Origin of the sequence: Paenibacillus sp. J5C2022, from assembly GCF_025567625.1 — a bacterium.
Taxonomy (GTDB): Bacteria; Bacillota; Bacilli; order Paenibacillales; family Paenibacillaceae; genus Pristimantibacillus.
This window is the reverse complement of record NZ_JAOQJC010000012.1, coordinates 1-24,249: the sequence shown is the minus strand read 5'-3', so window position 1 is coordinate 24,249 and position 24,249 is coordinate 1. Positions and strand designations below refer to the sequence as shown.

31 protein-coding genes, 1 tRNA gene and 2 pseudogenes are annotated in these 24,249 nt (G+C 40.0%); 31 read left to right on the top strand and 3 right to left on the bottom strand.

All coding sequences use genetic code 11. The annotated features are described in order from the left end of the window. Positions 1-57: 57 nt before the first annotated feature. The 21 genes from M6D81_RS11800 to M6D81_RS11700 all read left to right on the top strand — a co-directional run bounded on the left by M6D81_RS11800 (position 58) and on the right by M6D81_RS11700 (position 13,144). Positions 58-327, top strand: coding sequence for a head-tail connector protein (locus tag M6D81_RS11800; RefSeq protein WP_262677092.1), 270 nt, complete (start codon positions 58-60; stop codon positions 325-327). Beyond that, positions 324-674 (top strand): phage head closure protein, encoded by a 351-nt coding sequence (locus tag M6D81_RS11795; protein WP_262677091.1) that lies wholly within the window; start codon positions 324-326, stop codon positions 672-674. Before M6D81_RS11800 ends, M6D81_RS11795 begins: the two co-directional genes overlap by 4 nt. Further along, positions 674-1,102, top strand: coding sequence for a phage tail terminator family protein (locus tag M6D81_RS11790; protein ID WP_262677090.1), 429 nt, complete (start codon positions 674-676; stop codon positions 1,100-1,102). The genes M6D81_RS11795 and M6D81_RS11790 overlap by 1 nt, the downstream gene beginning before the upstream one ends. Beyond that, complete coding sequence (locus tag M6D81_RS11785; protein WP_262677089.1) at positions 1,095-1,508, top strand: hypothetical protein; 414 nt, start codon at positions 1,095-1,097, stop codon at positions 1,506-1,508. The genes M6D81_RS11790 and M6D81_RS11785 overlap by 8 nt, the downstream gene beginning before the upstream one ends. A gap of 17 nt (positions 1,509-1,525) precedes the next feature. Beyond that, positions 1,526-2,581: a phage tail sheath C-terminal domain-containing protein gene (locus tag M6D81_RS11780; RefSeq protein WP_262677088.1), complete on the top strand. Its 1,056-nt coding sequence runs from the start codon at positions 1,526-1,528 to the stop codon at positions 2,579-2,581. Between the two features lie 19 nt (positions 2,582-2,600). Further along, on the top strand, positions 2,601-3,032 hold the full coding sequence (locus M6D81_RS11775) for a phage tail tube protein (protein ID WP_262677087.1): 432 nt from the start codon (positions 2,601-2,603) through the stop codon (positions 3,030-3,032). An 18-nt stretch (positions 3,033-3,050) separates the two neighbouring features. Beyond that, the gene (locus M6D81_RS11770; RefSeq protein ID WP_262677086.1) at positions 3,051-3,425 is read left to right on the top strand and encodes a phage tail assembly chaperone; all 375 of its coding nucleotides are present in this window, start codon (positions 3,051-3,053) and stop codon (positions 3,423-3,425) included. 190 nt (positions 3,426-3,615) lie between these two features. Next, complete coding sequence (locus M6D81_RS11765; protein WP_262677085.1) at positions 3,616-5,343, top strand: tape measure protein; 1,728 nt, start codon at positions 3,616-3,618, stop codon at positions 5,341-5,343. An 11-nt stretch (positions 5,344-5,354) separates the two neighbouring features. Then, positions 5,355-5,783, top strand: a complete 429-nt coding sequence (locus M6D81_RS11760; protein ID WP_262677084.1) for a hypothetical protein — start codon at positions 5,355-5,357, stop codon at positions 5,781-5,783. Continuing rightward, a complete protein-coding gene (locus tag M6D81_RS11755) occupies positions 5,780-6,781 on the top strand; it encodes an XkdQ/YqbQ family protein (RefSeq protein WP_262677083.1) in 1,002 nt (333 codons plus the stop codon). The genes M6D81_RS11760 and M6D81_RS11755 overlap by 4 nt, the downstream gene beginning before the upstream one ends. Further along, positions 6,778-7,080 carry a DUF2577 domain-containing protein gene (locus M6D81_RS11750; RefSeq protein WP_262677082.1) on the top strand — a complete coding sequence of 101 codons (303 nt, stop codon included), beginning with the start codon at positions 6,778-6,780 and terminating at the stop codon, positions 7,078-7,080. Before M6D81_RS11755 ends, M6D81_RS11750 begins: the two co-directional genes overlap by 4 nt. Further along, on the top strand, positions 7,080-7,526 hold the full coding sequence (locus M6D81_RS11745) for a DUF2634 domain-containing protein (RefSeq protein WP_262677081.1): 447 nt from the start codon (positions 7,080-7,082) through the stop codon (positions 7,524-7,526). Before M6D81_RS11750 ends, M6D81_RS11745 begins: the two co-directional genes overlap by 1 nt. Before the next feature lie 3 nt (positions 7,527-7,529). After that, positions 7,530-8,582, top strand: a complete 1,053-nt coding sequence (locus M6D81_RS11740; RefSeq protein ID WP_262677080.1) for a baseplate J/gp47 family protein — start codon at positions 7,530-7,532, stop codon at positions 8,580-8,582. Continuing rightward, positions 8,579-9,136 carry a YmfQ family protein gene (locus M6D81_RS11735; protein ID WP_262677079.1) on the top strand — a complete coding sequence of 186 codons (558 nt, stop codon included), beginning with the start codon at positions 8,579-8,581 and terminating at the stop codon, positions 9,134-9,136. The genes M6D81_RS11740 and M6D81_RS11735 overlap by 4 nt, the downstream gene beginning before the upstream one ends. Next, positions 9,136-10,452 carry a hypothetical protein gene (locus tag M6D81_RS11730; protein WP_262677078.1) on the top strand — a complete coding sequence of 439 codons (1,317 nt, stop codon included), beginning with the start codon at positions 9,136-9,138 and terminating at the stop codon, positions 10,450-10,452. The genes M6D81_RS11735 and M6D81_RS11730 overlap by 1 nt, the downstream gene beginning before the upstream one ends. A gap of 13 nt (positions 10,453-10,465) precedes the next feature. Beyond that, positions 10,466-10,774 (top strand): hypothetical protein, encoded by a 309-nt coding sequence (locus M6D81_RS11725; RefSeq protein WP_262677077.1) that lies wholly within the window; start codon positions 10,466-10,468, stop codon positions 10,772-10,774. A gap of 1 nt (position 10,775) precedes the next feature. After that, positions 10,776-10,916 carry a CD1375 family protein gene (locus M6D81_RS11720; protein WP_262677076.1) on the top strand — a complete coding sequence of 47 codons (141 nt, stop codon included), beginning with the start codon at positions 10,776-10,778 and terminating at the stop codon, positions 10,914-10,916. A gap of 58 nt (positions 10,917-10,974) precedes the next feature. Further along, positions 10,975-11,400 carry a phage holin family protein gene (locus M6D81_RS11715; RefSeq protein WP_262677075.1) on the top strand — a complete coding sequence of 142 codons (426 nt, stop codon included), beginning with the start codon at positions 10,975-10,977 and terminating at the stop codon, positions 11,398-11,400. A 215-nt stretch (positions 11,401-11,615) separates the two neighbouring features. After that, entirely contained in the window at positions 11,616-11,810 is a 195-nt protein-coding gene (locus tag M6D81_RS11710; protein ID WP_262677074.1) for a hypothetical protein, read from the top strand. A gap of 51 nt (positions 11,811-11,861) precedes the next feature. Continuing rightward, positions 11,862-12,320 (top strand): GNAT family N-acetyltransferase, encoded by a 459-nt coding sequence (locus M6D81_RS11705; RefSeq protein ID WP_262677073.1) that lies wholly within the window; start codon positions 11,862-11,864, stop codon positions 12,318-12,320. Positions 12,321-12,406: 86 nt separating this feature from the next. Beyond that, positions 12,407-13,144 (top strand): peptidoglycan recognition protein family protein, encoded by a 738-nt coding sequence (locus M6D81_RS11700; RefSeq protein ID WP_262677072.1) that lies wholly within the window; start codon positions 12,407-12,409, stop codon positions 13,142-13,144. Between the two features lie 34 nt (positions 13,145-13,178). Here the strand turns inward: M6D81_RS11700 and M6D81_RS11695 are convergent, their stop codons facing one another. After that, positions 13,179-14,042: a hypothetical protein gene (locus M6D81_RS11695; RefSeq protein WP_262677071.1), complete on the bottom strand. Its 864-nt coding sequence runs from the start codon at positions 14,040-14,042 to the stop codon at positions 13,179-13,181. Between the two features lie 18 nt (positions 14,043-14,060). Then, positions 14,061-14,180, bottom strand: a pseudogene (locus tag M6D81_RS11690) (excalibur calcium-binding domain-containing protein); the annotation flags it as partial. A 396-nt stretch (positions 14,181-14,576) separates the two neighbouring features. On the opposite strand from M6D81_RS11690, the gene M6D81_RS11685 reads away from it, so the two are divergent. Together M6D81_RS11685 and M6D81_RS11680 are read left to right on the top strand one after the other, a co-directional pair. Further along, positions 14,577-14,662 (top strand) — tRNA-Leu (locus M6D81_RS11685). 177 nt (positions 14,663-14,839) lie between these two features. Next, positions 14,840-15,780 (top strand): annotated as a pseudogene (locus M6D81_RS11680) (site-specific integrase). A 181-nt stretch (positions 15,781-15,961) separates the two neighbouring features. On the opposite strand, the gene M6D81_RS11675 reads toward M6D81_RS11680, so the two are convergent. Next, a complete protein-coding gene (locus tag M6D81_RS11675) occupies positions 15,962-16,702 on the bottom strand; it encodes a hypothetical protein (RefSeq protein ID WP_262677070.1) in 741 nt (246 codons plus the stop codon). A gap of 180 nt (positions 16,703-16,882) precedes the next feature. Here M6D81_RS11675 and M6D81_RS11670 point away from each other — a divergent pair, with 180 nt between their 5' ends. From M6D81_RS11670 to M6D81_RS11635, 8 genes are all read left to right on the top strand, one after another. Continuing rightward, positions 16,883-17,824, top strand: coding sequence for a DUF4268 domain-containing protein (locus M6D81_RS11670; RefSeq protein ID WP_262677069.1), 942 nt, complete (start codon positions 16,883-16,885; stop codon positions 17,822-17,824). 300 nt (positions 17,825-18,124) lie between these two features. Further along, positions 18,125-19,297 (top strand): DNA cytosine methyltransferase, encoded by a 1,173-nt coding sequence (locus M6D81_RS11665; RefSeq protein WP_262677068.1) that lies wholly within the window; start codon positions 18,125-18,127, stop codon positions 19,295-19,297. Continuing rightward, entirely contained in the window at positions 19,297-20,031 is a 735-nt protein-coding gene (locus M6D81_RS11660) for an Eco29kI family restriction endonuclease (RefSeq protein WP_262677067.1), read from the top strand. Before M6D81_RS11665 ends, M6D81_RS11660 begins: the two co-directional genes overlap by 1 nt. Positions 20,032-20,251: 220 nt before the next feature. After that, complete coding sequence (locus M6D81_RS11655) at positions 20,252-21,826, top strand: hypothetical protein (protein WP_262677066.1); 1,575 nt, start codon at positions 20,252-20,254, stop codon at positions 21,824-21,826. 20 nt (positions 21,827-21,846) lie between these two features. Continuing rightward, a complete protein-coding gene (locus M6D81_RS11650; RefSeq protein WP_262677065.1) occupies positions 21,847-22,707 on the top strand; it encodes a DNA adenine methylase in 861 nt (286 codons plus the stop codon). Positions 22,708-22,987: 280 nt separating this feature from the next. Continuing rightward, positions 22,988-23,443, top strand: coding sequence for a hypothetical protein (locus M6D81_RS11645; RefSeq protein ID WP_262677064.1), 456 nt, complete (start codon positions 22,988-22,990; stop codon positions 23,441-23,443). A gap of 117 nt (positions 23,444-23,560) precedes the next feature. Further along, positions 23,561-23,815, top strand: coding sequence for a hypothetical protein (locus M6D81_RS11640; protein ID WP_262677063.1), 255 nt, complete (start codon positions 23,561-23,563; stop codon positions 23,813-23,815). A gap of 39 nt (positions 23,816-23,854) precedes the next feature. After that, complete coding sequence (locus tag M6D81_RS11635; protein ID WP_262677062.1) at positions 23,855-24,163, top strand: hypothetical protein; 309 nt, start codon at positions 23,855-23,857, stop codon at positions 24,161-24,163. The last annotated feature ends 86 nt before the right edge of the window (positions 24,164-24,249 follow it).

Sequence of the window (24,249 nt, the reverse complement as noted above, 5' to 3'; positions counted from 1 at the left end):
TAACTTAATGACATTGAGCTTAAGCTGTCCTCTTTTCCTTAAAGGAAGTGAATTATAGTGTTGGACTTTATAAAGACCTATCTTCGGATAGATGGAAATTATGAAGATATGTTCTTGGTTACATTGTTAACCGCAGCTAAAGTATATATTCGAGAAGCTACAGGTGTAGAAGTTGATGAAGATGACTTTTTGCATCGATTGACTATCAGCTTGTTGGTCACTCAATGGTACGAGAATCGTATTCCTGTCGGTAAAGCAGATGACATGTCCTTTTCACTTCGCTCTCTGTTAACTCAGATTGAGTATAAGGCGAGTGATGCAACATGAATCTAAGTAATATGCGGCACAGGATTGAGATTTACACCAAAACGAAGACAAAGAATGAATTGAATCAGACAACATATGTTGATTCATTACTAACAACTGTATGGGCTGAGATTATGCCTCAGACTGGTAAGATGATGAACCAGCAGGTGGAGACGATGCTTACCAATGTCAGTCATAAAATCATATGCCGTTATAATCAATCGATTATGGACGCATATCAGCCATTTGATAATAAAGCAGACATGCATATTAAATTTAATGGTCATCGCTTTGATGTCAAATACATGATTGATCCTTATTTTCTAAGAAAATCTTTGGAAATTTTCGCAGTGGAAGTGATTGGTTGATGCTGACATATAAGCAGATTGTTAGAGCAGTGACGAATCAACTAATTGATAAGTTTCCTGATATCGAGATTCAGGCTTCTGATGTCGAGGAAGGGTTCCAGCGTCCGAGTTTCTATGTAATCCTCGATGACATTGAACGTGATACTCGCAAGAATTACTCCATTGTATCTATGACCATCCGCATTTACTTCTTCCCATCAAATCGATATGAATATGCTTTAGAGGTTCTCGATATGCAATTTCAGCTTGAACAACTATTCAATCTAATTATGTCGCTTGAAGATCGAGTTATCACTATAAATAGGACATCTTCAATGGTGGTCGATAAGGTGCTCGAATTTGGTATCGAGCTTGAATATCATGATTCTGCATTTGCTCAGCAGGAACCGAATACCGAGGTAATGCAGGAGTTGAAGTTGAATGTTTAAGATTAAGGATAAGGGCTTGAGCGAGTGGGGAGAAGCGATGGCACTGATGGAAAAAGAGATGCCTAAACAATCGAAGCAATTGCTCCGTAGAGTAGGTACTGTCTCCAGACAGATTGTCGCTCGTAAAGCTAAACAATTGGTTAAGAGGAAGTCAGGGACTTATCACAAGTCGATTAAGCGAGGAAAGATATGGACTGAGAATGGACAATTGTTGATTCGAGTTTACTCGAAAGCTCCTCATAAATTTCTCATTGAACTTGGACATAGGATCGTAGGCAAGGATGGTACAGAACATGGATTTAAACCTGGCTTAAAGGTTTTTGAGAAGGCAGGCAATGAAATCGAAGATAAATATGATCAGTTAATTGAACAAGAGTTCGACAGGCTGATGCACAAATTGAAATAGAAGGGATGATTAACAATATGGGTTTACCACAAATTAGCATCACTTTCACATCACTAGCGGCCAGTGCGGTTACGAGGTCTGCTCGTGGTGTTGTCGCCTTGATTCTTAGAGATGCTACAGCTGGAGATACAGTAAATGAGTATAGCGTGGTCACAGAAGTAGAAAGCAACGATTGGACAGCAACCAATCTGCAATATATTAAACAAGCCTTCCTTAGCACTCCCTCGAAGGTTATTGTTGTTCGTGGAGCAACTGCGGATGAGGATTACAGCGATCAACTAAGTGTTTTGGCTAATAAACGTTGGAATTACCTAGCGATTCCTGACATCGAAAGTGCTGACGTTAGCGATGTAGCAAGCTGGTTGAAGTCTCAGCGTGATATGAGCAATAAAACGTTCAAGGCTGTCTTGCCTAATCATGACGGTGATCATGAGGGCATTATTAACTTCACCACAAACGGTATCGTTGTAGCAGGAACAACACATTCTGCAAGTCAATATACAGCACGAATCGCTGGTGTTTTGGCAGGATTACCATTGACGAGATCCGCAACGTTTTACGAGCTATCGGAAGTTGAATCCATCACAGAATCTGCTACTCCTGATGCTGATATTGACAATGGAGAACTTATCCTCATCAACGATGGCGAAAAAGTCAAAATTGGTCGAGGCGTAAACAGTCTTACAACTGTGACAGGTGGCAAATCAGCAGATTGGAAAAAAATCAAGGTAATCGAAGGTCACGATATTATCAAGGAAGACGTTACACGTACATTCAATGATAATTATGTGGGTAGAGTGCTTAACTCATATGACAATCAAGTGCTATTCCTCACATCCGTTAACAGTTATCTTCAGCAACTTGGTGGTACTGTGCTTGATTCCACTTCCAACAATAGGGTTGACGTTGATGTCGAAGCACAAAGGGCAGCATGGACTGGTATTGGTACTGACGTATCACAATTGACTGATGAACAAATCAAGGAAAAAAGTTTTCAAGATAAAGTATTTGTCAGTGGAAATCTTAAGTTTCTTGATGCTATGGAAGATCTACAGTTTAAAGCTTACGTATAATCGAAAGGGGATAGATTAAATGGCTACACCAAATATAAATCAAGTGTTTAACGGAACGTACGGCACAATCTGGTTTAATGATGAGTTATGGGCTGAATGTGATAGTTTTGATGCCAATGTTAATGGTGATTATGAAGATATCAACTTAGGAGGTAAATCCGGTACATATAGGAAGGCAGTGGGTTGGAATGGCACAGGGAGCATGACAATCAGAAAAGTTAATTCTCGTATCCAATCCTTGATGGCCGCATCGATTAAAGCGGGTAGGACTCCACGATTTAAGATTGTTGGTAAACTTGATGATCCAGATGTTAGTGGCAATCAGCGAATTGTCCTGAATGACGTTACGGTTGATGGTTTCAACCTGCTTAAGTTCGACCAAAAAACCACGGTAACAGAGGATATTTCGTTCGCATTCAGTGATTACGATCTAGTTTCGACAATTAACTAATAAGGAGCCAAATCATATATGACTAAAAAGTTGACTGTAGCAGAATTGCTTAAAATGAAGGATTCGCTTGTTAATCGCAAGGAGACAACAAAGAATCTTTACGTCGAATCTCTTGCTAGTGAAATCACAATCAAGGAGTTGCCAGCTTCCATTATCGAAGAAGCGACAGGAATGGAAGAGCGATCCGATGAGTATGCGCTGCTCTATGGCGTTTCTGAACCGAATCTTCGAGATGCATCCCTACTGGCGGCATATGAATGTAATGAACCTACGGATATCGTAGTCAAACTGTTTAAAGTAGGCGAAATCAAGGCGATTGCTGGAGAACTAATGAAGCTTAGTGGATATGGAATAGACGCAGTTAAAGTGGTGGACAAGCAAATAAAAAACTGATCAAGAGTGGTGATGAGGACTTTTATTTCCTCCACCACTACATTCAGCGTGGCTTTAAGCCTGAATACTTGCTTAGCCTAGACTTATGGACGAGACGTTTATTTGTACAGTCCATGTTGAATGAATTAAATATCAAGTAATTGAGAGAGGTTAATCCTCTCTCTTTTTTTATGGAAGTGAGGTGAGGATATTGGCTAGAGGAAGTGAAAAGGCTGTACAGCGAGTCATGTCGCTTAAGGATATGGTGAGTCCATCCTTAAGGACTATTGCCAAGAATACACAACGATTCGGAAGCGAAACGAAGAGAACAGAGAAGGCGACAAGCCGACTATGGAGCGTAATCAAGACAGGAGCAAGTCAATCTGTTGTATCATTAGGTAATCTGACTAGAGCAACAATGCGATTCAGTGCTGTAGCAACAGCGGCAGGTGCAACAGCGTTGTTTGCTGTCGGTAAGAGTACGGTTGATTCGGCTGCTCAGCTTGAATCGTATAGACTGACTCTTGAGACCGTAATGAAGGACAGTAAGAAGGCAGGCGAAACGCTGAAGTGGGCATCCAACTTTGCTGCGCTAACTCCATTTGAGACTGATTCTGTTGTTGAAGCGACTGTTCGATTACAAAGTTACGGTATTGTCGCTCAAGATACGTTAGGTAGTATTGGTGACATGGCTTCCGTAATGGGTAAAGACTTAATGCAAGCTGTTGAAGCGGTAGCCGATGCCCAGACTGGAGAGCTTGAACGCCTAAAGGAATTCGGAATTACGAAAAAGATGCTTGAGAAAAAGTCTGGAGAAATGTTCAAAAATCAAGTTGTAGTCAACAATAAAGGTCAAATCGTCCAAATGGAGAAGTTTAATGCCGCTCTATTTGCATTGATGAACGAACGCTTTGCTGGTGGTATGGAAAAGCAATCCCGTACTTATAAAGGCCTGATGTCTCGTATTAAAGGTACGATAAAGATGGGTATGACCGAAATCGCAGGTATTACGGCAGATGGAACAATTCGAACTGGCAGTCTATTCGATAAACTTAAAGGTCATGTCGAGAGTATAGCCGACAAGTTCGCTGAGTGGGAAAAAGACGGTACTATTCAACGAATCGCCTCTAAGGTTGACTCCATGGTTGGTAACTTCGAATCCAAACTCCCCGAAATTAAGCAGTTTTTTATCGATCTAAAGGAACCACTTCAGACAACAGGAGATGTACTATCTACAATCGGTAAAGGGTTAGGCAATATCGTCAAATTTGCGAATGAGAATCCTGAGATTGCTAAGGCTATTGGACTTACTGCTGGCGGTGCGTTTCTGGCAAAAAATCTAGGCTTATTCGATTTGTTAAAGGCTGCTGGATCAGCGACAGGTAATAAAGTTGGCGTACAGAATGTACAGGCTGGCGTTGTCAACGTATACGGTGGAAAGGTCAATGGTGGTGGCGTTGCTGGTGCTCCTGTAACAGGAGGAAAAAGTGGTAAGAGTACAACAAAGTCAACCTCTCCTGCATCTACAAGCACAACTCCTAGTAGGGTACAGACTTACGCTAAGAAACCTTCAATGTTTAGCAATCTCAAGACCTCTAAATCAGGTGGCTTGTTAGGTATTGTTGGTGGCACAGTTGCACTTAATCTGATACCAGAGAACGCCCCAACTTGGATCAAGGACATCAAAAATGCTATCACAGGAGAACCAAGCGAAAAGTTACAGAAGCATCTTGCGGCGAAACAAGAAGAACAGAATACACAACTTGAGAAGATTGCAGCTAATACAAGTAAGCCATTGCCTAACAACATTAACTTGAACATTAGTTATGGTGGCGTGACTGTTCGTGAAGAGGCTGATATAGACAAAATCACGAGCAAATTGCATAGGGAGATAATCACTAACCTTCAGAACATGACAAACAGATTTGCGACGAATTGAGGAGACGATTAATGGACATTTTTATTTCGCAGAATAACAACCAAACAGTTATCCAATTGCCTGTAATACCTTCACAATTTAATGTGTCATTGTCTCAAAACAATGATATATTCAGCAGCATTAGCCAAGGCGATCTAAAGTTAATCGGACTAGTCGGACTCAAGACAATCAGTTTCAGCAGCTTTTTTCCTTTCGATGATGATAATAACGCTCCTTATATTCGGAGTAAAGAGAGATATGGTCATTCCTATGTATTGTTGATTGAATCGTTTATGAAACGGAGATACCCAGTCAGGTTAATCATCACCGAAACGGGAATAAACCTACCTATGACAATTGAACGTTTTGATTGGTCTGTAGGCAAATCGAAGGACATTGATTATACGTTAGAACTTTCAGAGTTCCGTTTTGTGAATGCGAAGGGTGTGCCAACAGTATGAGTCGTAAGCTAATCTTGATTACTCCAGATAAATCAATCGATATTACTCCTATTGTTGGCAATATTACGCTAGATAGCGACATTGATACACTAGGTCAATCGCTGTCATTCGATTTAGCAAACAGTGATACCAAATTCTTTCCGAAGAATCCTTGTGATTTAGGTCATATTGTTGTGCTGACGAACGGTAGCAAAGAACTGTATCGTGGCATTATCGTAAGTGAGCAAAAAGACGGTAGGTATCACATCGCTTACAGAAGTTTCGATTTTGCCTTCCATCTTAATCAATCTACTGTCGTATATCAGTTCAATAAGACAGTTGCCGCCAATGCGGCAGAGGCGATTAAGAAGATATGTAAAGACTTCGGAATGTCTATTGGATCAATCTTGAATATGTCACCTGTTATTAAGAAGATATACATACAGGAGTCTCCAGCAGCAATCATCAAGGATATTATTGACCAAGTTGAGAAGCAGCTTGGATTTAAGATTCTAATGGAGATGCGAGGTGGCAAACTGTATATCGAGAAACGTAATGATCTAGTTGTTGATGATACTTTCCAGTTAGCGGACAACCTTATCAAGAACAAAATAATCGATGCAATAGGCGATCCTACTAGGCATAGATCAATAGAAGAAATGCGGAATAGTATCAAGATTATTGTTCGAGGCGAGAAGGATACCTATACAGTAAAGGCAACTGCTAATGATAAGTCATTAATTGATAAGTATGGTTTGCTACAACATACAGAGACAATTGACGAGGAAGACATTGCTAAGGCTAGAACGATTGCCAATAACAAGTTGAAGGAATTGGGTCGTGTATTCGAGGACAACAGTATTCGATTAATCGGACATGACGATGTTCGAGCTGGACGCATCATACAATTAAATGAGCCTATAACAGGAATAACAGGTAAATGGCTTATTAAGTCTGTCATGCATACGATATCAGGAGGACAGCATTTCATGGATGTTAATCTAGGAGTGATTACATGAGCAATAATCCATACGTGGAATTTGCAAAGCTATTTAAAGAGCGAGAAAATCCAAACTTAATGACAGTCTGTACAGGTAAAGTGCTATCCCCTCTGCCAGATATTCAGGTGCAGCTAGGGGATAGCATTATTTTGACCAGCGAAGACATGGTAATCTCTGCTTCACTAATTCAAGGATATATAGATGAATCTGAAATTGTGAATGTAAAAATGAAATTGAACAATGGTGATGAAGTTATCTTGATTACGACAGCAGATAAGCAGATGTATTACGTGATTGATAAAGTAGGTGCTGTATAATGACGCTTCCACAATTAGCACAATTGGAATTTGAGATTACCGACGAATTTGAAGTATCAGCCTTAAAACAAAGCGTACATAAGACATTCGATTGGGATTTCGAACAAGGCGATTTCCGATTGAGTGACGGTAAAGTTGTCGAGGTAGCTGGTATTGATTACTTGAAGATATGGATTGAAAAGACGCTACGAACGCCGAAAGATAGTTTGATCTATGTAGGAACAGGTTACGGCAGCGAACATTTTTCGATGATTGGACAGAGTTTCAACCCTTCATTTGTGAACGAAGAGATGAAGCGGATGATTTCGGAAGCGTTGACATTCAACGATGCAATAACTAATGTAGACAACTTTACATTTACCCATAACGGATCGACAACAACAATCGAGTTTCAGGTTGAAAGCATATATGGAACATTAAATAGCAGTGCACAGGTGGTGAATTAATATATGGCAACTAAAGAAGAGATTCTGATAACATTACTTAATCTTGTTGATGATAAGCATGACAAGCGAGTAGGCTCATTTATATATGATGCCTTATCTCCAGTCGCTGAGAGACTAGCTGATATCGACTTGTCCATTTCTGAAACTAAGACAAAGATGATCATTGATAATTTGACTGGCGATGAATTAACTCAGCGAGTTAAAGAGAGAACGGGCATCGACAGAAATGAGGCAATCAAGGCTAAGGGGCAAGTGACGCTGACAGGTACAGGAACAATTAACATCGGGGATATATTCGAAACTGAAGGTGGTATTCAATTCGAATCTGTTGAATCCAAAGCAATTACAGGTTCTGGAACAGTCAATATTCAAGCAATTGATGGCGGCATATCGGGCAATGTGAGCGCAGGAACAATTAGGCTGTTCCCAGTGACGCTTGCTGGCTTTACAGCAGTGACCAACAATCCGACAGAAGGCGGTTATGATGAAGAATCAGATTTCGACTTGATTAAGCGATACTACGATTATTTAAGGAATCCTGCTACATCAGGGAATCAAGCTGCTTATGTGAGTTGGGCGAAATCAGTAGATGGTGTAGGCGATGTGAAGGTTTTGCCAGCTTGGGATGGGGGCAATACAGTCAAACTCGTTATCATCGATGTCAATAAAGAGCCTGCTTCACAGCCAATAGTGGACAGCGTTAAAGAGTACATTGATTCCAGTACTAATGGAATAGGCTCAGGCGTTGCTCCTATTGGTGTTGTCTTAACTGTTGAACCTGCTACAGCTCATAACTTAACGATTGATGTTGATGTTGATTTGGAGACTGGATACACAATTGAACAGGTAGAAGAAACCATCTCGCAGCACATTGAAGCATATCTTCGTTCTATTGCTTTCGTCAAGAATAACGTTAGCTTCGCAAAGATCGGTTCGGCTATATTGGACAGCGAAGGGGTAAATAATTATACATCATTACTAATCAATGGAGCTGCATCGAATGTTGCGCTAGATGTTAATGAAGTGCCTGTTCTCATTGGAGTGAATGTGACATGACCATAACTGCAAATGATTTGCTTAAGCGTCTTCAGACATTTCAAAGAGGATCTAAAGTGTATCAACAATTATTCAATGCCGATGCTATTCAAATTAACATGAGAAAGCAAGATATTGATTCGATTATTGCTAACCTCTCCTACGATACAGCGACTTGGGCATTAGATATTTATGAAACTGAACTAGGGATAGTCACTGACAAAACGAAGACGTTGCAGGAACGACGAGAAGTCATCAAATCTAAATCTCGTGGTGTAGGAACGGTGAATGAAGCATTAATCAAAAATGTTGCTGATGCATTTACAGGTGGGTCGATTGATGTTGACTTTAATGCGGGTACAGTCACGATAACCTTTATTGATATTCTAGGCGTTCCTACCAATATAGATGATTTAAAGAGTAATTTGAGATCTTTGATCCCGAGTCACTTAGCCATTATCTATGCATTCAAATTTATTCTATACAGCGATATAAAGTCATTAAACATTACATATGAACAGATTAAAAACATGGATATAACTTATGAAGAAATACTGAATGGAGGTATCAATTAGTGCCAACACCTAATCTAGGATTACCCATTTTAGAACAAAATCAAACAGCAGACATTGTGCGAGACATAAATGCTCTTGCTAATTCGGTGGATGCATTACAAATTGAAACGCCAACAGGAGCGCAAGCGAAGGCAGATGCAGCGGTACTGGCACATGAAACGAAATCATCTGATGCTCACATAGCTACTGCAATTTCCACTTCTGGTGGGAGCAATGTTCAGGCCGAGTTAGACAGCAAAGTTGACAAAGCAGGAGATGTAATGTCGGGAAACCTGCGAATAACTGGCGGAGTGCACCCCTCTAAGTCAGAGGTTCCAAGCTCAGACGCGCCATCGACATACCCTGTTGGGCTTACAATTACTAGGATAAACTCTGGAACATCCAACGGATACCCTGTAAATCTAGGAGTATTAGAAACCTACATTGCTGAAAGCCCTATACGCAGTTATCAGATAATTACCGAAAAAACTACAAGCAAACAGTTTATACGCTCAGTAGACATAAACGGAACGACCTGGGCGGATTCTTGGATACAAATTATAAACTCTGATGGCGGAGCTTTCACAGGTAAAATCGAGTTAGCCCCCAATGTCTTCAACTCAGCTGGCGGAGCTATGGATGCTAAGAACTCCGACATCAAGGGCTTGAATGGGTTGTATATGGCAGACGAGACTGGAGGAGTAGCTGCTAATACTGGTGAAGGAATAAACTACTTGAAGACGGGCAGTCCAATCGGAAGTGCTGTAATAAGTGATTACTATAACTTGCGGATAGGCGGTAATGGGGATTTTGTAGCCGGGGATGTCGCGCTTAGAAGAGTAGGTGGATTACTAGAATATCATGACGGAACGGAGTGGAGGCCAGTGGGTGGAACAATAACAAAACTAAGCAATACAGTTAGGGAGAGCGCTGCTACAGAGTGGTCGCACGATTCCACAGGAGGGATATATAACAAGCTTGTATATATATTTTATCCCAAGTTCACTGGGGAATATCGAATCGCTGCTGAGATTAAAACCGCAAACGCGTCATCTTTCAGGTTCGGGGTGACGTCCGGCAACCGCAACTCTGGCACAAGTCTATCTCCTTTTGCCCTCACGCCACATTACTGGTGGAGCTCCTTAACGCCTTTAGGAACTACGGGCAATATAACCAATCAAGCAGTTATGTCGTATATTAATGGCCCTACGACTAATTCATCAGCTTACGTTACCAAAACTCTAGATATTGTTGTGTCTGAACTCGCACCGTTTTTTATATATACTCAAGAAGACGGTTCTATACGCAACATACAGATTAGATACGATTACGCGTAAAGGAGGGATTATTTTGATAGCAATAATTTACAACAGCAGCACTGTATCGGGTATCCACCCTACGCCGAACATCGAAGAATTTGACGCAAACGGCGTAGAGTACGAGCTAGTAGAGGAGATACCCGCTCTAATAGCCAATACGCCGGAAGGGCACTACGTCATTAAAAACGATGCTGGAGAGCTTGAGGCGGTACCCTTCCCGGTGCCTGAACCGACGGAGGAACAACAACGAATTACTCAACTCGAAGCTGACAACCTGACGCTTATGGAAGCCGTATTTGATCTGTACCTACTGGTAAACCCAGAGGAAGGAGGTGTATAGAATGGCTTTCGTAACCGTTTGCGTAACACTAATCATCAACGGTCGTCGCACTTTCGATCAAGTACCTACCTCTATTCAACCAGCAGTTCAGGCTGAACTTGCTTCTATGGGATTGGGGATAGATGGGAAACCTGTAGTATAGATGATGATTCTGTGCCCTGCTTATGCGGGGCTTATTTTATTGGAGAGGGGGCTTACAGTTGCTTACGCAAATTAAATTGTTAACTATAAAAGAAGTAACGACATATGGAGTATTAGCGTCTGTTTTTACATATGCATTTGGCACATTCACTGGTATTTTAGAAATATTCTTCATTGCAATGGCGATTGACTGGTTTACAGGCATCACAGCATCAATATGGGAGCGAAAAAGTATTAAAGCATTGAAAAGCGCAAAAGGGTTTTGGGGTGGGATGAAGAAGTTCTTTATGATTCTTACTGTATTCTTTGCCCATCGAATTGACTTGGCGTTTGGGATTGATTGGCTTATGACTGGAACATTGTACTTTTGGATTGGCAATGAGTTGATTAGTATTATGGAGAACTATGCTCGTATGAATATGAAATTTCCTGAGCCGTTTCGAAAATGGATTGATGGTTTGAAGGGGAAGGTTGATGGTAAGTAGAAATGAAACTTTGGGACATTCCCAAATTAGAAAACTAATCAAATTTTATCTAATAGAAGACTTCCAATTGTGTACTTTTACCAGTTAAGATGGTAGAATATTGGTGAGGCCAATATTGGCGCTTTTATTATACCCGATTTATGTTTTGTTTATACATATCTAATTAGATTCTCTCATATCTATCTTACTAGTTTCAAAACTAGGAGGTAGATATTATGAGTAAAAAGAGGAAGGTGATCAAAATGCCACAAGTTGAAACTAAACCCATTCGCCCAACACGGATTACCTTTGCTAGTTCCGATGAAAAGATGAACTTTGTAAATAATGCTACTAAAAGTGAAAAGACTAAAACAGTTGGTATGGATAAAGTGAGGCGAATGGTAAGAGATCACAAAGACAATAGAAAGTAGACTGATTGCATGCTCCTATGGGAATATTTAAACGAGAGCCACATAGTACAATTGCAAAGTTTTGAGTGTAATGACGAACCCACGGTCAAAAAATACTTAGTTGAAGAAGCTCTGTTCAATCATAATATAAATTTAGCGAAAACTAAATTGTTTTTTGATTCTAATGGAAACATCATCGGATTCTCTTCTATGTATAACGACATGATGCAAATAGGACGGAAAAAGCGAAGAAAGCATAAACTAACTGAACTTCCTTCATTTAAATATTATCCAGCAATAAAACTACATTATATGGGAGTAGACTCACGTCATAGGAACAATGGTTATGGAGAAGAGATACTGATATCAGTTTTATCAAGTGCGAAGGAATTATCTGAAACGACAGGCTGCCTTTTCTTAACTGTTGAATCTCTTAAGAGTGCCGTTGACTTTTATTTAAAATATGAATTCCAAAGGTTGTCAAACAATGGGCAGTATATGAATATGTTTTTCAATTTAAATGAATTGTAGAAGCCTCTCCATCCTAAGGAGTGGCTTTTTTCATGTCCATTTTTATTTATACGATTCACAAATGAGAAAGGAGAACTCACAACAAATTGACTTATACATACAAACAATCACATATTCCTAAATCAACACCTAATTATCGTCGTCCAGCATACAGCATGAATCCTACAACAATCACGATTCACAATACCGGAAATCCTGCAAGTACTGCACAGAATGAACGAGGCTGGCTAACCAATTCTAGTAACCATCGTACCGCATCATATCACATTGTCATTGACCAGAAGGAGGCCATCGAGTGTATTCCTTTGAATGAATCCGCTTGGCACTCTGGAGATGGATCAAGCATAAAAAGTGGGAATCGAACATCCATTGGAATTGAACTTTGTGAAAGTGGTGACTATGAGAAGACGGTGGAGAATGCTGTTGAGTTGGTTGCTAAGATGCTGAAGGAACGTAACTGGGGTGTTGATAGATTGAGAAGGCACTTTGACTGGTCAGGTAAGATTTGTCCTAGACTCATGTATGATAGTGACGCGTGGTCAACTTGGTATGAGTTCAAGAATAGAGTGCAAGCAAAATTACAGGAGGATGAACCAATGACTAAAGAGGAGAAACAGGCATTCGATGAGTTGAAGGCTGTTGTTGAATCGCAAGCAATGTTGATTAGTCAGTTACAGGATAAGGCGAAGATGAAGGAATTGCCAACGTGGGCGAAGGATGCTGTTGATGCTGCTTTAAAGGCTAAGTTGATTGATACGCCTGAAGGCGGTAGTTATGACTTCTATCGAATACTGACTATTTTAGAAAGAAAAGATGTAATTTAACAAAAAAATATTCCCCGCTGGCGGGGAATATGAGTTAACTATTTCTTCCTTTCCATATAAAGTTTAATATGGTTGCTCCAAATCCCAGTATTCCTAAAGTGTTGATAAAATAGGGGTTCTTTATTTGGTACGAAGCAAAAATTAACGTGATGATGACAATTAATAACGTAATAATTTGAGTGACTTTACTGCTGAAAAAACCAATTACGTTATTCTTCACTAATTTTTCTGATTTGTGTGACTTAATTTCAGTGATAACCTCTTTAAGTTGGTCATAGTTAACTTTAACTAATTCACTATATTTTTCGGGTTCTTTGATGACTTTATTTGCAATTGTTATAGATGAATAATTAATTGTTGTTTTGAGGAAGTTATGAACAACTTCATTACTATGATCTTTCTTAATCAATTCCCTTAGAATATAAAAAGCATCTTGTGTATCTGATATTATCTCTAACTTCTTCTTCTTTGTCTTAAAGATGAATTGATTTTCTATGTGATACTTTACTTTAACCAAAGCTTCGCTTACCCAAAATAATAGTATACTCAGTTTACTTTTTTGTAAAAATGAGAGCTTATTCGATTTGACTTTGTTGATGATAACATTTAAGTAAATGAAGAGTGCAGTATTAACATTGAATTTTTTTAAAGGGTTTTTAATAACTGCAAAAAATAAAAAAACACAAGTTCCAATCAAGCAAACTATATAAATAATAGAATAGATATTTCTCTTTTCAGTATCACCTGTACTTAAAGTAAGCACCCCATAAGTAAGCCCAACAATGAAAAGTACTATAGCCACTAATAGTTGAAATAATGTAATAGTTGTTTGTCTTTCTAAAGCTACTTCATCTTTAGTTGTGAAAATGTTCCTGAAATACTGATCTGTGTTTAACATTGGATTATCCCCTGTTTTTTATTCGCAAGCTATTCCATCGCCATCTCGATCTAATTTGGTACTATATCCAGGATCACCCCTACGGATTGGTGCTTTACCTGCTGCTCGTACTGCTGAACAATTAGCATAGTAAACAGATTTAAGTCCGATTGTGAGTAATTTCTTTTTCATTGAGACCTCCTAAGTATTGGTATGTATTAAACACCTGAGACTAGTTTACATGATATGTTGTAATTTGGCGATACGTGGAAACACAAAGATAAGAATTGATCGTAAAGTTCAGACCTGCAAGATGAATGAGTTGTGATGACACAACCAATTAAGAAGCCGAAATGATACTTTGCATAAGGAAGTGGCTGAGTGGTATAATCGCTTTAGATTATAAGAATAAAGTGCGACTGTATGGATCGAAAAAAGCGTGGTATTCATATAGCCATAATCCACTTAGTGCTAATTAAAAAAAGTATTCTACGCAGGTGCCGAATAAAGCGTGGTGCTAATACTCCAAAAACCCAGTAATATCAATCAAACCGTGCCGGGGTGGCGGAACTGGCAGACGCACAGGACTTAAAATCCTGCGGTGGGTGACCACCGTACGGGTTCGATTCCCGTCCTCGGCACTTCTTGATTTATAAGGGTTTTCCTTAGAGAATAACATTCCTAAAAACCATAAAAAATGATGAATCCTGTGTACCAGATTGTGGCCCTTTTAGCCGCACAGGACTCGTCGCGTGAGATCCTTTTTCGCACTATCTGTATCCAAAATACAGGTGAAGGCGAAGGAGGATTTTTTAGTTATGGCGGTAAGAATGAACAAGGTGAAGAGAGCACCTGCGACAGTGGAAGAGGCACTGGATCGGTTCATTACGTGGAAGAAAGCAAATAGAATTAGTGATCAAACGATACTGGACTACACGACGCATGTGAACTTGTTATTTAAGAGGTACCCTGATGCAAAGCAGTCATTTGACCAGCTGGAACAGGCTGTGGTTGATAATCTTGGACAAGAGGGGATCAAACCCGCAACCTACAACAATCGGCTGGTATACCTCCGTACGTTCTTTAACTGGTGCATGGAACATGGCATGATATCCGACAACCCCTTGAATGGCTTTAAGAAGCGCAAGGATGAAGGAAGGCACGTTAGTGTTGATGAAGATACACTTGCACGTCTAATAGCCCTTCCGAACCGCGAGACGTTCGCAGGATTAAGGGACTATACATTGTTCCTGCTTTTCCTCGATTGCGGGATCAGACCTAAAGAAGCATTCAGCCTGGATGAGGGGGATTTCCACCCGCGAGCCAGAGAAATACGTGTTGATGCTGCAAAAGCCAAAACCCGAGTATCCCGCACTTTACCATTGTCCCCAATGACAGTTGAAGCGATTCAGGAGCTGCTGTCAGTTCGTCCTAATGAGTGGAGCGGGAAAGCTCCCATATTCTGTACGAATGAAAGTAGGCCGCTTAACAGACACACATGGGGTGATCGTGTTGAGATGTATTGCAAGAAGTTGGGGACACATTATGGCCATATGCATTACGACATGCGTTCTCCATTGTATTTCTACGCGGCGGTGGTAATGCATTTGGATTACAACAGATGCTCGGCCATGTGGATATGACCATGACTAAACGATATGTGAAACTGTCGAATACCGATGTTAAGGAGCAGCACAATACAGCCTCGCCTTTGAATAGATTGATCCAGCAGAAGGTGCGGGTAGGCAAGATTAAGTAAATCTGAATGCAAGCAGCACCTTCTCCACTAGGGGATAGGTGCTTTTGCTTATTAAAGTAGCTATTAGTTTCTACCTTTCTTAATCAGACGATTGATGCCGATAATTGCAAAATAGATGATTAGCAAGATAAACCAAGCTGGAGCAGAAAATGCTTTCCCGCCTCCCAGAGCGATTCCGACGTTACCTATGTAGATTCACCTTATCAGAATATAGATCTAATGTAGGAAGAATGGCTACTAGCTGTTGCCAAGCTTCTTGAGTTGTTGGATTACTTAGAATATCCTTTAGCTGCTGTCCGAAAGTGCTACAGATCAAGCCCAATATGTAGAATTTGTAGTTCCACGTTGGATCAGATTGATTATATTGTCCATAATAGCTCGTGAAGGCCCTTAACAAATCCCCTAACAGCGGGATATGGAATTCAGACTGGAAGTTACTCATTAACTGAGACCAGTACTGTTTTATGAGAGCAATAAGTTCAGCGGTCTCTTCAAAGTCTTTCTCTGAAGAGCTCTTTAGTTTTGCATGCCATTCAGATATGTTGATCCTGGAATGGATATGAAGCGATTCATTAAACTTCCCAATAAAATCAATCCGCATCAGCTGTATCATTTGACTTAGCACATCGATATTGATTTTGTCATGCACAAATACATGAGAGAGAAGGGAAAGAAGTAACTCATAAAGCTGTGCTGTAACTTTCGATCTACGCTCTAAGGTTTCAAGCGCAGACTTGGACGGTCTTCCAGCGGGTTTTAACTTATTAACGTCATCTGATGCAATTTCTTCGATAATATCCCCATAGTAAGGATTGTTACTTAACTCTTCGATCTTCTCGAAGGTGTCCACCACTTCAGTATGGAATTCCTGAATCCTTTCCTTGAGCTTGTCCCACTGAACAGGGTAGCCTTTCCAATACAAAATGAATATGTAGTCCTTCTGATACGTATCGGATTTCAATACTGCTACAATGACAAAGCAGGAATAGCGCCTACGCGGCGCTTTTCTTTTGCTTCAAGCAGGGTATTCGACCGCTAGTGTCGAATAATAGGACAAAAGCTGCATTGATCGGCGATCGTTATTTTGATAGGAGAACTTATAATGAGTATAGGAAAGCTGGAGCCTGTTCCGCTGCGTGATATATGGAAGCATGAGGAAAGAGATTTCTCTAGTTGGCTTGAGGGAAATATTGAACTACTTAGCGAGACATTAAACATAACCTTCTCGGCTGTGGAACGTGAGAAAAGGGTTGGATCGTTTGAAGTCGACTTGGTGGCCGAAGATGATGACGGGAATGTTGTAATCATTGAAAATCAGCTTGAATCAACGAATCATGATCACTTGGGCAAGGTTATTACATATCTGACGAATCTTGATGCTAAGACTGCAATCTGGATTGTGAGTCATCCTCGACCTGAACACACTAAGGCGATCACTTGGTTAAATGAGTCTACTCCAGCAGATATCTCTTTCTACCTGGTGAAGCTTTCTGCGTATAAGACCGGTAACTCTGAACCAGCTCCACTATTTACGATTGTTGTCGGACCAAGTGCTCAAGCTAAGGAAATCGGTAAAGAGAAACAAGATATGGCAGAGCGACATGTACTCAGGTTGAAATTCTGGGGAGGATTGCTGGAACGGGCGAGACAAATAGGGTTTAATCTCCATGCAAACCGATCAGCTACTAAATACATGGCTCTGGGTACGGGGGCAGGTAAGGCAGGACTGTACTTAAATTACACTGTGTGGAGCGAAGACAAGACAGGGATTGAGCTTTATATTGATACTTCAGACCATACTAGGAATAAGAACATCTTCGATACATTATATAATCAGAAACAATTGGTTGAAGATAAGTTCGGTGAGTCGCTTATCTGGGATAGGCTAGATATAAAAAGGGCATCGCGCATTCAATACCTTTTGAATATGGGCGGTTTGAAAAGCGATGAGTCCAACTGGCCGCAAATACAGACAACAATGATTGAGAAAATGAAGAAGTTCCATGCGGCTCTTCAGCCACTAATAAAGGACATTCAAGAATAGATTGAGGTGTAGAATTTGCTTACATGTAAAGAATGTGGAGGCGTTTTATTTGTAATAAGTGTAGAGACTCCACCAGATCACTTATCCAAGCAGGAGAAGCTTGTATATAATCGAGTATGTGATGTACAATGTATCGACTGCAAGAAGGTCTATTATTCTCAGCCCTATGACTTCGGTAAAGGTATTAATGTCGTAAGAGACACTAGGTTGATCACATAAAGCATATAGTGTATCATATCCGATAAGAACAAATGTTCTACACCCTGATTTGGGAACTTATTCTACATTACGGAGGTTCGCATGAGATCACTTGAACTATTTGCTGGAGCAGGCGGTCTTGCTCTTGGCACAGAGAAAGCAGGGTTCGAACATGTTGCAGTTATTGAATGGAATTCAGATGCGTGTGCCACAATACGTCGAAACAGACCTAACTGGGAAGTTGTCCAAGCTGATGTGAGAACTATACAGTACAGTCAGTGGGGAACAGATTTAGAACTTGTCTCAGGAGGTCCACCTTGTCAGCCGTTCTCAATTGGAGGAAGGCACAAAGCTTGGGATGATAAAAGGGATATGTTTCCAGAAGCTATTCGTGCAGTTCGTGAAATAAGGCCTAAAGCGTTTGTGTTTGAAAACGTAAGAGGTCTAGCCAGAGAGAAGTTCACCACATACCGTGAATATATCCAACTTCAGTTAACTTATCCATCGTTAGTTCGCAAAACTGATGAAGAATGGGATGCTCATCTGGCAAGACTCGAAAAGCACCATACTGGTACTGGTGGTAGAAATCCTGAATATAAGGTTATTCCTCCACGTGTACTTAATGCTGCTGACTACGGGATCCCACAGAAAAGGGAGCGAATATTCTTCGTAGGCTTCAGGTCTGATATTAATGCAAACTTTTCTTTTCCATCGCCGACGCATTCCAGCGAGGAACTTATGTATCAAAAGTGGGTCACCAATAGATATTGGAAATCTAGAGGCATTCAGCCTACACAAGTTAGACCTAGTGATAAAGTGCTTGAACGCATTATTAAAAATCGGAATCAGAATACTCACTTAAAACCATGGGTTACCTTGAGAGACTGTATATCTGATTTGCCAGATCCTAGGTTACAGTCAGAACCTGAGATCGCGAATCACATTTTCCAAGCTGGAGCTCGTCCTTATCCTGGACATTCAGGTAGTGTACTCGACGAACCAAGTAAAACGTTAAAAGCAGGAGATCATGGGGTGCCTGGGGGAGAGAATATGATTGCTTTCCCAGATGCAACGTATCGTTACCTTACTGTTAGGGAATCCGCAAGAGTCCAAACCTTTCCTGATGACATCGTATTTGAGGGCTCTTGGACTGAGTCAATGAGACAACTTGGGAATGCTGTTCCAGTATTATTGGCTGAACAAGTCACTAGTCAAGTTGCTAATGCTTTATATAATGCGAACGTTATACCGTTGGAGAATAGAAGGTGCATGTAATGAATGTCAAAGGATTTGATGAATTTGAGCTAGACCTTGAGTTGGCTTTTAAGAGAGACCTGCCGCCGTTTATCGACGGGTTAGAGGCTGCGCCACTAACCTTTATTAATGTTTCATCCATTCCATCAAAGAAGAATGGTGTCTACCTACTATTACAAGAAGATACGGTTTTGTATGTTGGTAAGACCGATTCAAGAGGTGGCTTCCAGAATCGACTCTTAAGACACTCTGAACATGTTAAACATAGGCGTAATTTTGATCCAACAACAATGTATTTCAAAGCTGTTGCAATACCAGTGTTTAAAAATGCGGATTTAGAGACAATTCTTATTGATCATTACGGTGCACCATGGAACAATTCTGGATTTGGTGGGAACGATCCTGGGAAAGAGCGGGATACTCAAAGACCAGCGGTTTATGATCTAGACCATCCCATTGACGTCGATGTAGAACTCGATTTTCTAGAGGAAGGCACAGTAAGTGTTCAGGAACTATTGAAGTTACTATCTGCACGATTGCCTTACACTTTTAGATACGAAAAGAAAAGGTATCAAGAAGAGCTTGATTTCAATATCGAGATAAGTTCTACAAGATCATCTTTGAGGGATATGCTAACGTTGATTCTTCAGGGATTACCAAGTGGTATGTGGCAAGCAACGATACTATACGGTAGGATCATTCTATATCGTGAAAATCGTGAATATCCGTTCTATCAAGAGATTATTCGATCATAAGAACCTACATTTGAGCTAACAAGGGAGTTAAGATTAAGACCTGATGGTTATGATAACATAGTTGAGGATTTTAGGACTTTGCGCTCAGAAGAGCGCTTTTCTTTTATCCATTTGCAGGAAGATTGTCGGATTGTAGCGAATAAAGTATCAAAAGATTATATTTGATTAAGTCAGGATTAATCGCAATTCAGTAAACTAAAGATATTGGAAGGTGACTTGTATGTACGAAAAAAAGATTGTGTCTCCCCTTGAGTTAATACTAGACCCTAAAAACCCAAGATTCATAGTGCCTGACACAGGAGATAGTCAAGCAAATATACGAAATTATCTACTTGTTCAAGAAGGAGCATTATCATTAGCGCGAAGTATAGCTGAAAATGAAGGTTTGATGCCAGGAGAGCGTATAGTCGTTTGTATCGAAGAAGGTAGATATATTGTACTTGAGGGAAACAGGAGAACTTGTGTATGTCAGTTGTTCCTTAATCGTGACTTACTCACTAAAGAGTTTGAAAGTGAATTTCCTGAAACGAATGATGTTCTTAGAGCAAATATCCAGCAAGTTGAAGTCGATATTATAAAATCACGTGAGGCAGCACGAAGGTTCTTGGCTGTAAGACATATTGAAAGAGCTAGAGAATGGAAGCCTATAGCAAAGATGCGGTTCTGTTTTGAAGATTATATTGCTGGTAAATCTGTCAGTCAGATAAATGATCGAACTGGAATACCTGTGTCAAGTATAAATAAGTTTATCCGAGCTTATAAAATCCTTAAGAGAGGGGTAGATGCGAGTTGGAGTGCGCGTGAGAAAGAAAAACTCAATATTCTTAACATTGAGCCTTCTAAGTTGCTTCGAATGTTTGAACTCCAGGATACAAAGAAGACGCTTAAGCTTTACTTTGATGATCAGTTCGTGCTTCGGTCCAATAGTATTAGTGATATTGATCTAGACAAGATTATTAAGATTTGGACAAAGAAGGCATTTATTGAAGATGATATGAATACCCGCACCGCGTTCTTTACTTACACCAAAGATGGTGGGGAAGTAACAGGTGCTTATGAGTATGTAAAAGATATTCTTACCAGGTATCATGAGGATGGAGAGGAGGCGCCTCATTCTCATTCAAGTTCAATAGATAGAACTACATCTCGGACAGATGCTCCCAATCCTAATCAATCACCGCCTAGTGAATCGCAGGGCGGTCAAGAGAAAGGAAAGCCTACTCCTGCTTCTGGAACGCCTAACCCTAAGCCAGTTGGTACAGTTGGGATTAAGTCGGTACCAACGAGTAGCCCCTTAAACGGTGGAGGGCCAAAGAACTTGCCATTCTTTAGCTCATTGGACTGGAGTAATGTTGATCCAGCGATAAGTTCAAATAAAGGGATTATTTCTGTTTCTAACGAAATGAAAAAGATATCTGAATCTGCATCATTCATTAACAACTATCCAATATGCACTGCATTCATTATCCGAGCACTAATTGAACAGAGCCTAAAATACCATGCTCGTACTAAAGGCTACTTCGCAGAGATTAGGGCGGCCTATAATGCTCCAGGAAGACCTGGCGGTGACCCAACGTTAAGCTTTATAATTAAACAATACGAAGTTAACATTAGGAATTGGATTCCAGAACAAGGTGTCCGTAGATTATTTCCTCTTGTGTTTAACTTCAATTCGCAAACTGAAAAGTTGAATATGGTAGTACACTCACCTGAAAGTTATCAATTGGCTCCAGAAACATTGAGATCAATTCCACAGGAAGGATTATTGGAATTGGTTAACTATCTACTTCGGTAACACTGAAAGGACAAATATTCATGCCAAGGTCATTAACGCCGCTGAGATACCCAGGTGGAAAAACAAAGCTCTATAACACGGTCTTAGATTTGATTGTGAGAAATGAAATTGTAAATGGTACATATATTGAGCCGTTTGCTGGTGGTGCTGGAGTAGCGATTCGTCTGTTATTAGACGGTATTGTATCTGACATAGTACTAAATGATTTCGATTATGCAATATACGCTATATGGAAAAATATAACCGAGCATACCGATGAGTTATGTACTTTTATAGAAACAGTTCCGCTTACTACTACAGAATGGTTACGTCAAAGAACAATCTATACGAATCAGCATGATTATAGTCTTTTAGAAGTTGGTCAAGCATCATTCTATTTGAACAGAACAAATGTCTCAGGTGTTCTTACTGGAGGTGTAATTGGGGGGCTATCCCAAGAGGGTTCATACAAAATAGATGCCAGATTTAATCGTGATAACTTGATAAAAATGATTCAAGCGATTGCGCAGCATAAAGAGCATATCCATATATATAACTGGAATGCAGAGGATTTTATCTTGCATATAATCCCAAACTTTGATAATGTTTTTGTCTACTTTGATCCACCGTATGTCAAAAAAGGACCTGGTTTATACAGGAACTCTTTTTCAAAAGAAGATCATAAGGCGTTGTCGGAAATCATTAAGGCCTCCCAGTTTAAATGGATTGTGACATACGATAAGTGTGAGTTAATTGAGCAGTTATATAGCAATTTTAATAGAAAAGTACTATCGATTAATTATAGTGCAGGTCAAACTAAGAGTGGTAACGAGATAATAATATATGGTAATAACATCGTATATCAAGAAAATATTGGTCAAGTGAGCAATGAAGGTTCATAAACATATTGAAGTCCATGCGAAAGATAGTATGAACTTTCTTATGATCAGATTCATGATCACGATCTTATGATTGTTGACGGATATACTAGGATATATTGAATAAGAAAAATCCCGTAAACCCAAGAAGGCTTTCGGAACTATCGGTTACAGCAGGATACCGTGCATACCACACTGGCAGTGAGGAGATCAGTTCAGTACTGTGATAGCAAACTCAGAATCATAGTTGGATTTCTTGGGTAACAATGATATTAATTCTTCAATGAATTTAGGGGGATTGCAAATGTCTAAGGATTTTATTAAAACAGTAGCAATGAATGCTGTATCTAGTGTAGTTCCTGGTGCTTCAATAGCTAGTCTCCTCATTGATGTCGCTTCGAGCAATATTAGGAAGTCGAAGGAAGTAGCGGATGAAGGAGACCCAGAGAAGCTGAGAATAGAAGAAGTCCGACAATCGCTTGAATGTAGGATTGCCGAATATCAGGCACGTGTTGCCCAAGAGGTGGCGATTGCGCGTCGAATTGAAACTGCTTACGAAGTAGAAATCGAAGAGTTCTATGATGCAAATGGTGAAGGAAAACTAGGGTTAAATGTTTCAGAGGGGGAAGGTATCAATCTTGGAGCTAGTGGATCGGGTAGAAAGGTTACCAGAAGAGTCTATCGATTTAAGGGGTTTGCAGGTGATCTTTCGGATGACCAATTTGAACAGAACCTTCAAGAAAAACCGACTAACGAGTGAGAGTTCATTTTACCCAGTGAACAATATACACTAGCGAATTGGCTTAAGAGAGAGGCTAGATAGTAAATTGTAAATGTATATAAAAGCTTTAGAAAAATGAAGGTATGGTGTAGATGAATGAAGAAGAAGTTATGCTTTGTTTTGCTGACTATTGGCCTGCTATGCCTGCCATCAATTGCTGATGCGGATAGCAGCACAAATATAGACTATAATATTATAAGCGAGATCGAAAGATTAATAGATGACAAGTTTGATCAAACAGTTAGTCGAGATGACATTGATTCAATTCTAGCTAGCAAGAATGTTCTAACAGATAGGGAAGTCATGCAGCAACTAATAGACTTACAAAATGATAAGATTGAATTGTATTAAGGAAATATCTCCGTAATATTAGATATAGCAGCAATTTTTGTGGCGATTCTTGCCTTCTCGGGATTTGTTTATAGTTATTGGCTTAAGAAGCAATTAGCCGAAAAACTGGAAGATGCCGAAAGAATACATATTGAGATTAAAACTGAAAAAGAAGAGGTCACTCGCTCTATGAGTGAAGCTTCTGCCCTGAAGAAGGATTTGAGAACTTCTATAAATGACATAGATGAAGTTAACCGAGAACTAAAGAAGCACAAGTTACTTTACGAGGAAACGATTGAAGATGTCGAGCGATTAAGGAAGTACATTAAATTTCGGGCTCAAAACCGAAATCAGCGCTTGACTCAATGAATCGGGGATAAAAATGGAAAAACATCTGCTAATCCTGTATTGTTGTAAGTCCTACCAAACAACAAAAGGAATAGACAGATGCAAAA

Coding starts and splice junctions, on each gene's coding strand:
- M6D81_RS11755 (WP_262677083.1), top strand. CDS start 5,780: ATGAGTCGTAAGCTAATCTTGATTACTCCAGATAAATCAATCGATATT.
- M6D81_RS11750 (WP_262677082.1), top strand. CDS start 6,778: ATGAGCAATAATCCATACGTGGAATTTGCAAAGCTATTTAAAGAGCGA.
- M6D81_RS11645 (WP_262677064.1), top strand. CDS start 22,988: ATGTCTAAGGATTTTATTAAAACAGTAGCAATGAATGCTGTATCTAGT.
- M6D81_RS11665 (WP_262677068.1), top strand. CDS start 18,125: ATGAGATCACTTGAACTATTTGCTGGAGCAGGCGGTCTTGCTCTTGGC.
- M6D81_RS11740 (WP_262677080.1), top strand. CDS start 7,530: ATGGCAACTAAAGAAGAGATTCTGATAACATTACTTAATCTTGTTGAT.
- M6D81_RS11745 (WP_262677081.1), top strand. CDS start 7,080: ATGACGCTTCCACAATTAGCACAATTGGAATTTGAGATTACCGACGAA.
- M6D81_RS11775 (WP_262677087.1), top strand. CDS start 2,601: ATGGCTACACCAAATATAAATCAAGTGTTTAACGGAACGTACGGCACA.
- M6D81_RS11760 (WP_262677084.1), top strand. CDS start 5,355: ATGGACATTTTTATTTCGCAGAATAACAACCAAACAGTTATCCAATTG.
- M6D81_RS11720 (WP_262677076.1), top strand. CDS start 10,776: ATGGCTTTCGTAACCGTTTGCGTAACACTAATCATCAACGGTCGTCGC.
- M6D81_RS11660 (WP_262677067.1), top strand. CDS start 19,297: ATGAATGTCAAAGGATTTGATGAATTTGAGCTAGACCTTGAGTTGGCT.
- M6D81_RS11670 (WP_262677069.1), top strand. CDS start 16,883: ATGAGTATAGGAAAGCTGGAGCCTGTTCCGCTGCGTGATATATGGAAG.
- M6D81_RS11735 (WP_262677079.1), top strand. CDS start 8,579: ATGACCATAACTGCAAATGATTTGCTTAAGCGTCTTCAGACATTTCAA.
- M6D81_RS11770 (WP_262677086.1), top strand. CDS start 3,051: ATGACTAAAAAGTTGACTGTAGCAGAATTGCTTAAAATGAAGGATTCG.
- M6D81_RS11780 (WP_262677088.1), top strand. CDS start 1,526: ATGGGTTTACCACAAATTAGCATCACTTTCACATCACTAGCGGCCAGT.
- M6D81_RS11695 (WP_262677071.1), bottom strand. CDS start 14,042: ATGTTAAACACAGATCAGTATTTCAGGAACATTTTCACAACTAAAGAT.
- M6D81_RS11795 (WP_262677091.1), top strand. CDS start 324: ATGAATCTAAGTAATATGCGGCACAGGATTGAGATTTACACCAAAACG.
- M6D81_RS11655 (WP_262677066.1), top strand. CDS start 20,252: ATGTACGAAAAAAAGATTGTGTCTCCCCTTGAGTTAATACTAGACCCT.
- M6D81_RS11650 (WP_262677065.1), top strand. CDS start 21,847: ATGCCAAGGTCATTAACGCCGCTGAGATACCCAGGTGGAAAAACAAAG.
- M6D81_RS11790 (WP_262677090.1), top strand. CDS start 674: ATGCTGACATATAAGCAGATTGTTAGAGCAGTGACGAATCAACTAATT.
- M6D81_RS11640 (WP_262677063.1), top strand. CDS start 23,561: ATGAAGAAGAAGTTATGCTTTGTTTTGCTGACTATTGGCCTGCTATGC.
- M6D81_RS11785 (WP_262677089.1), top strand. CDS start 1,095: ATGTTTAAGATTAAGGATAAGGGCTTGAGCGAGTGGGGAGAAGCGATG.
- M6D81_RS11710 (WP_262677074.1), top strand. CDS start 11,616: ATGAGTAAAAAGAGGAAGGTGATCAAAATGCCACAAGTTGAAACTAAA.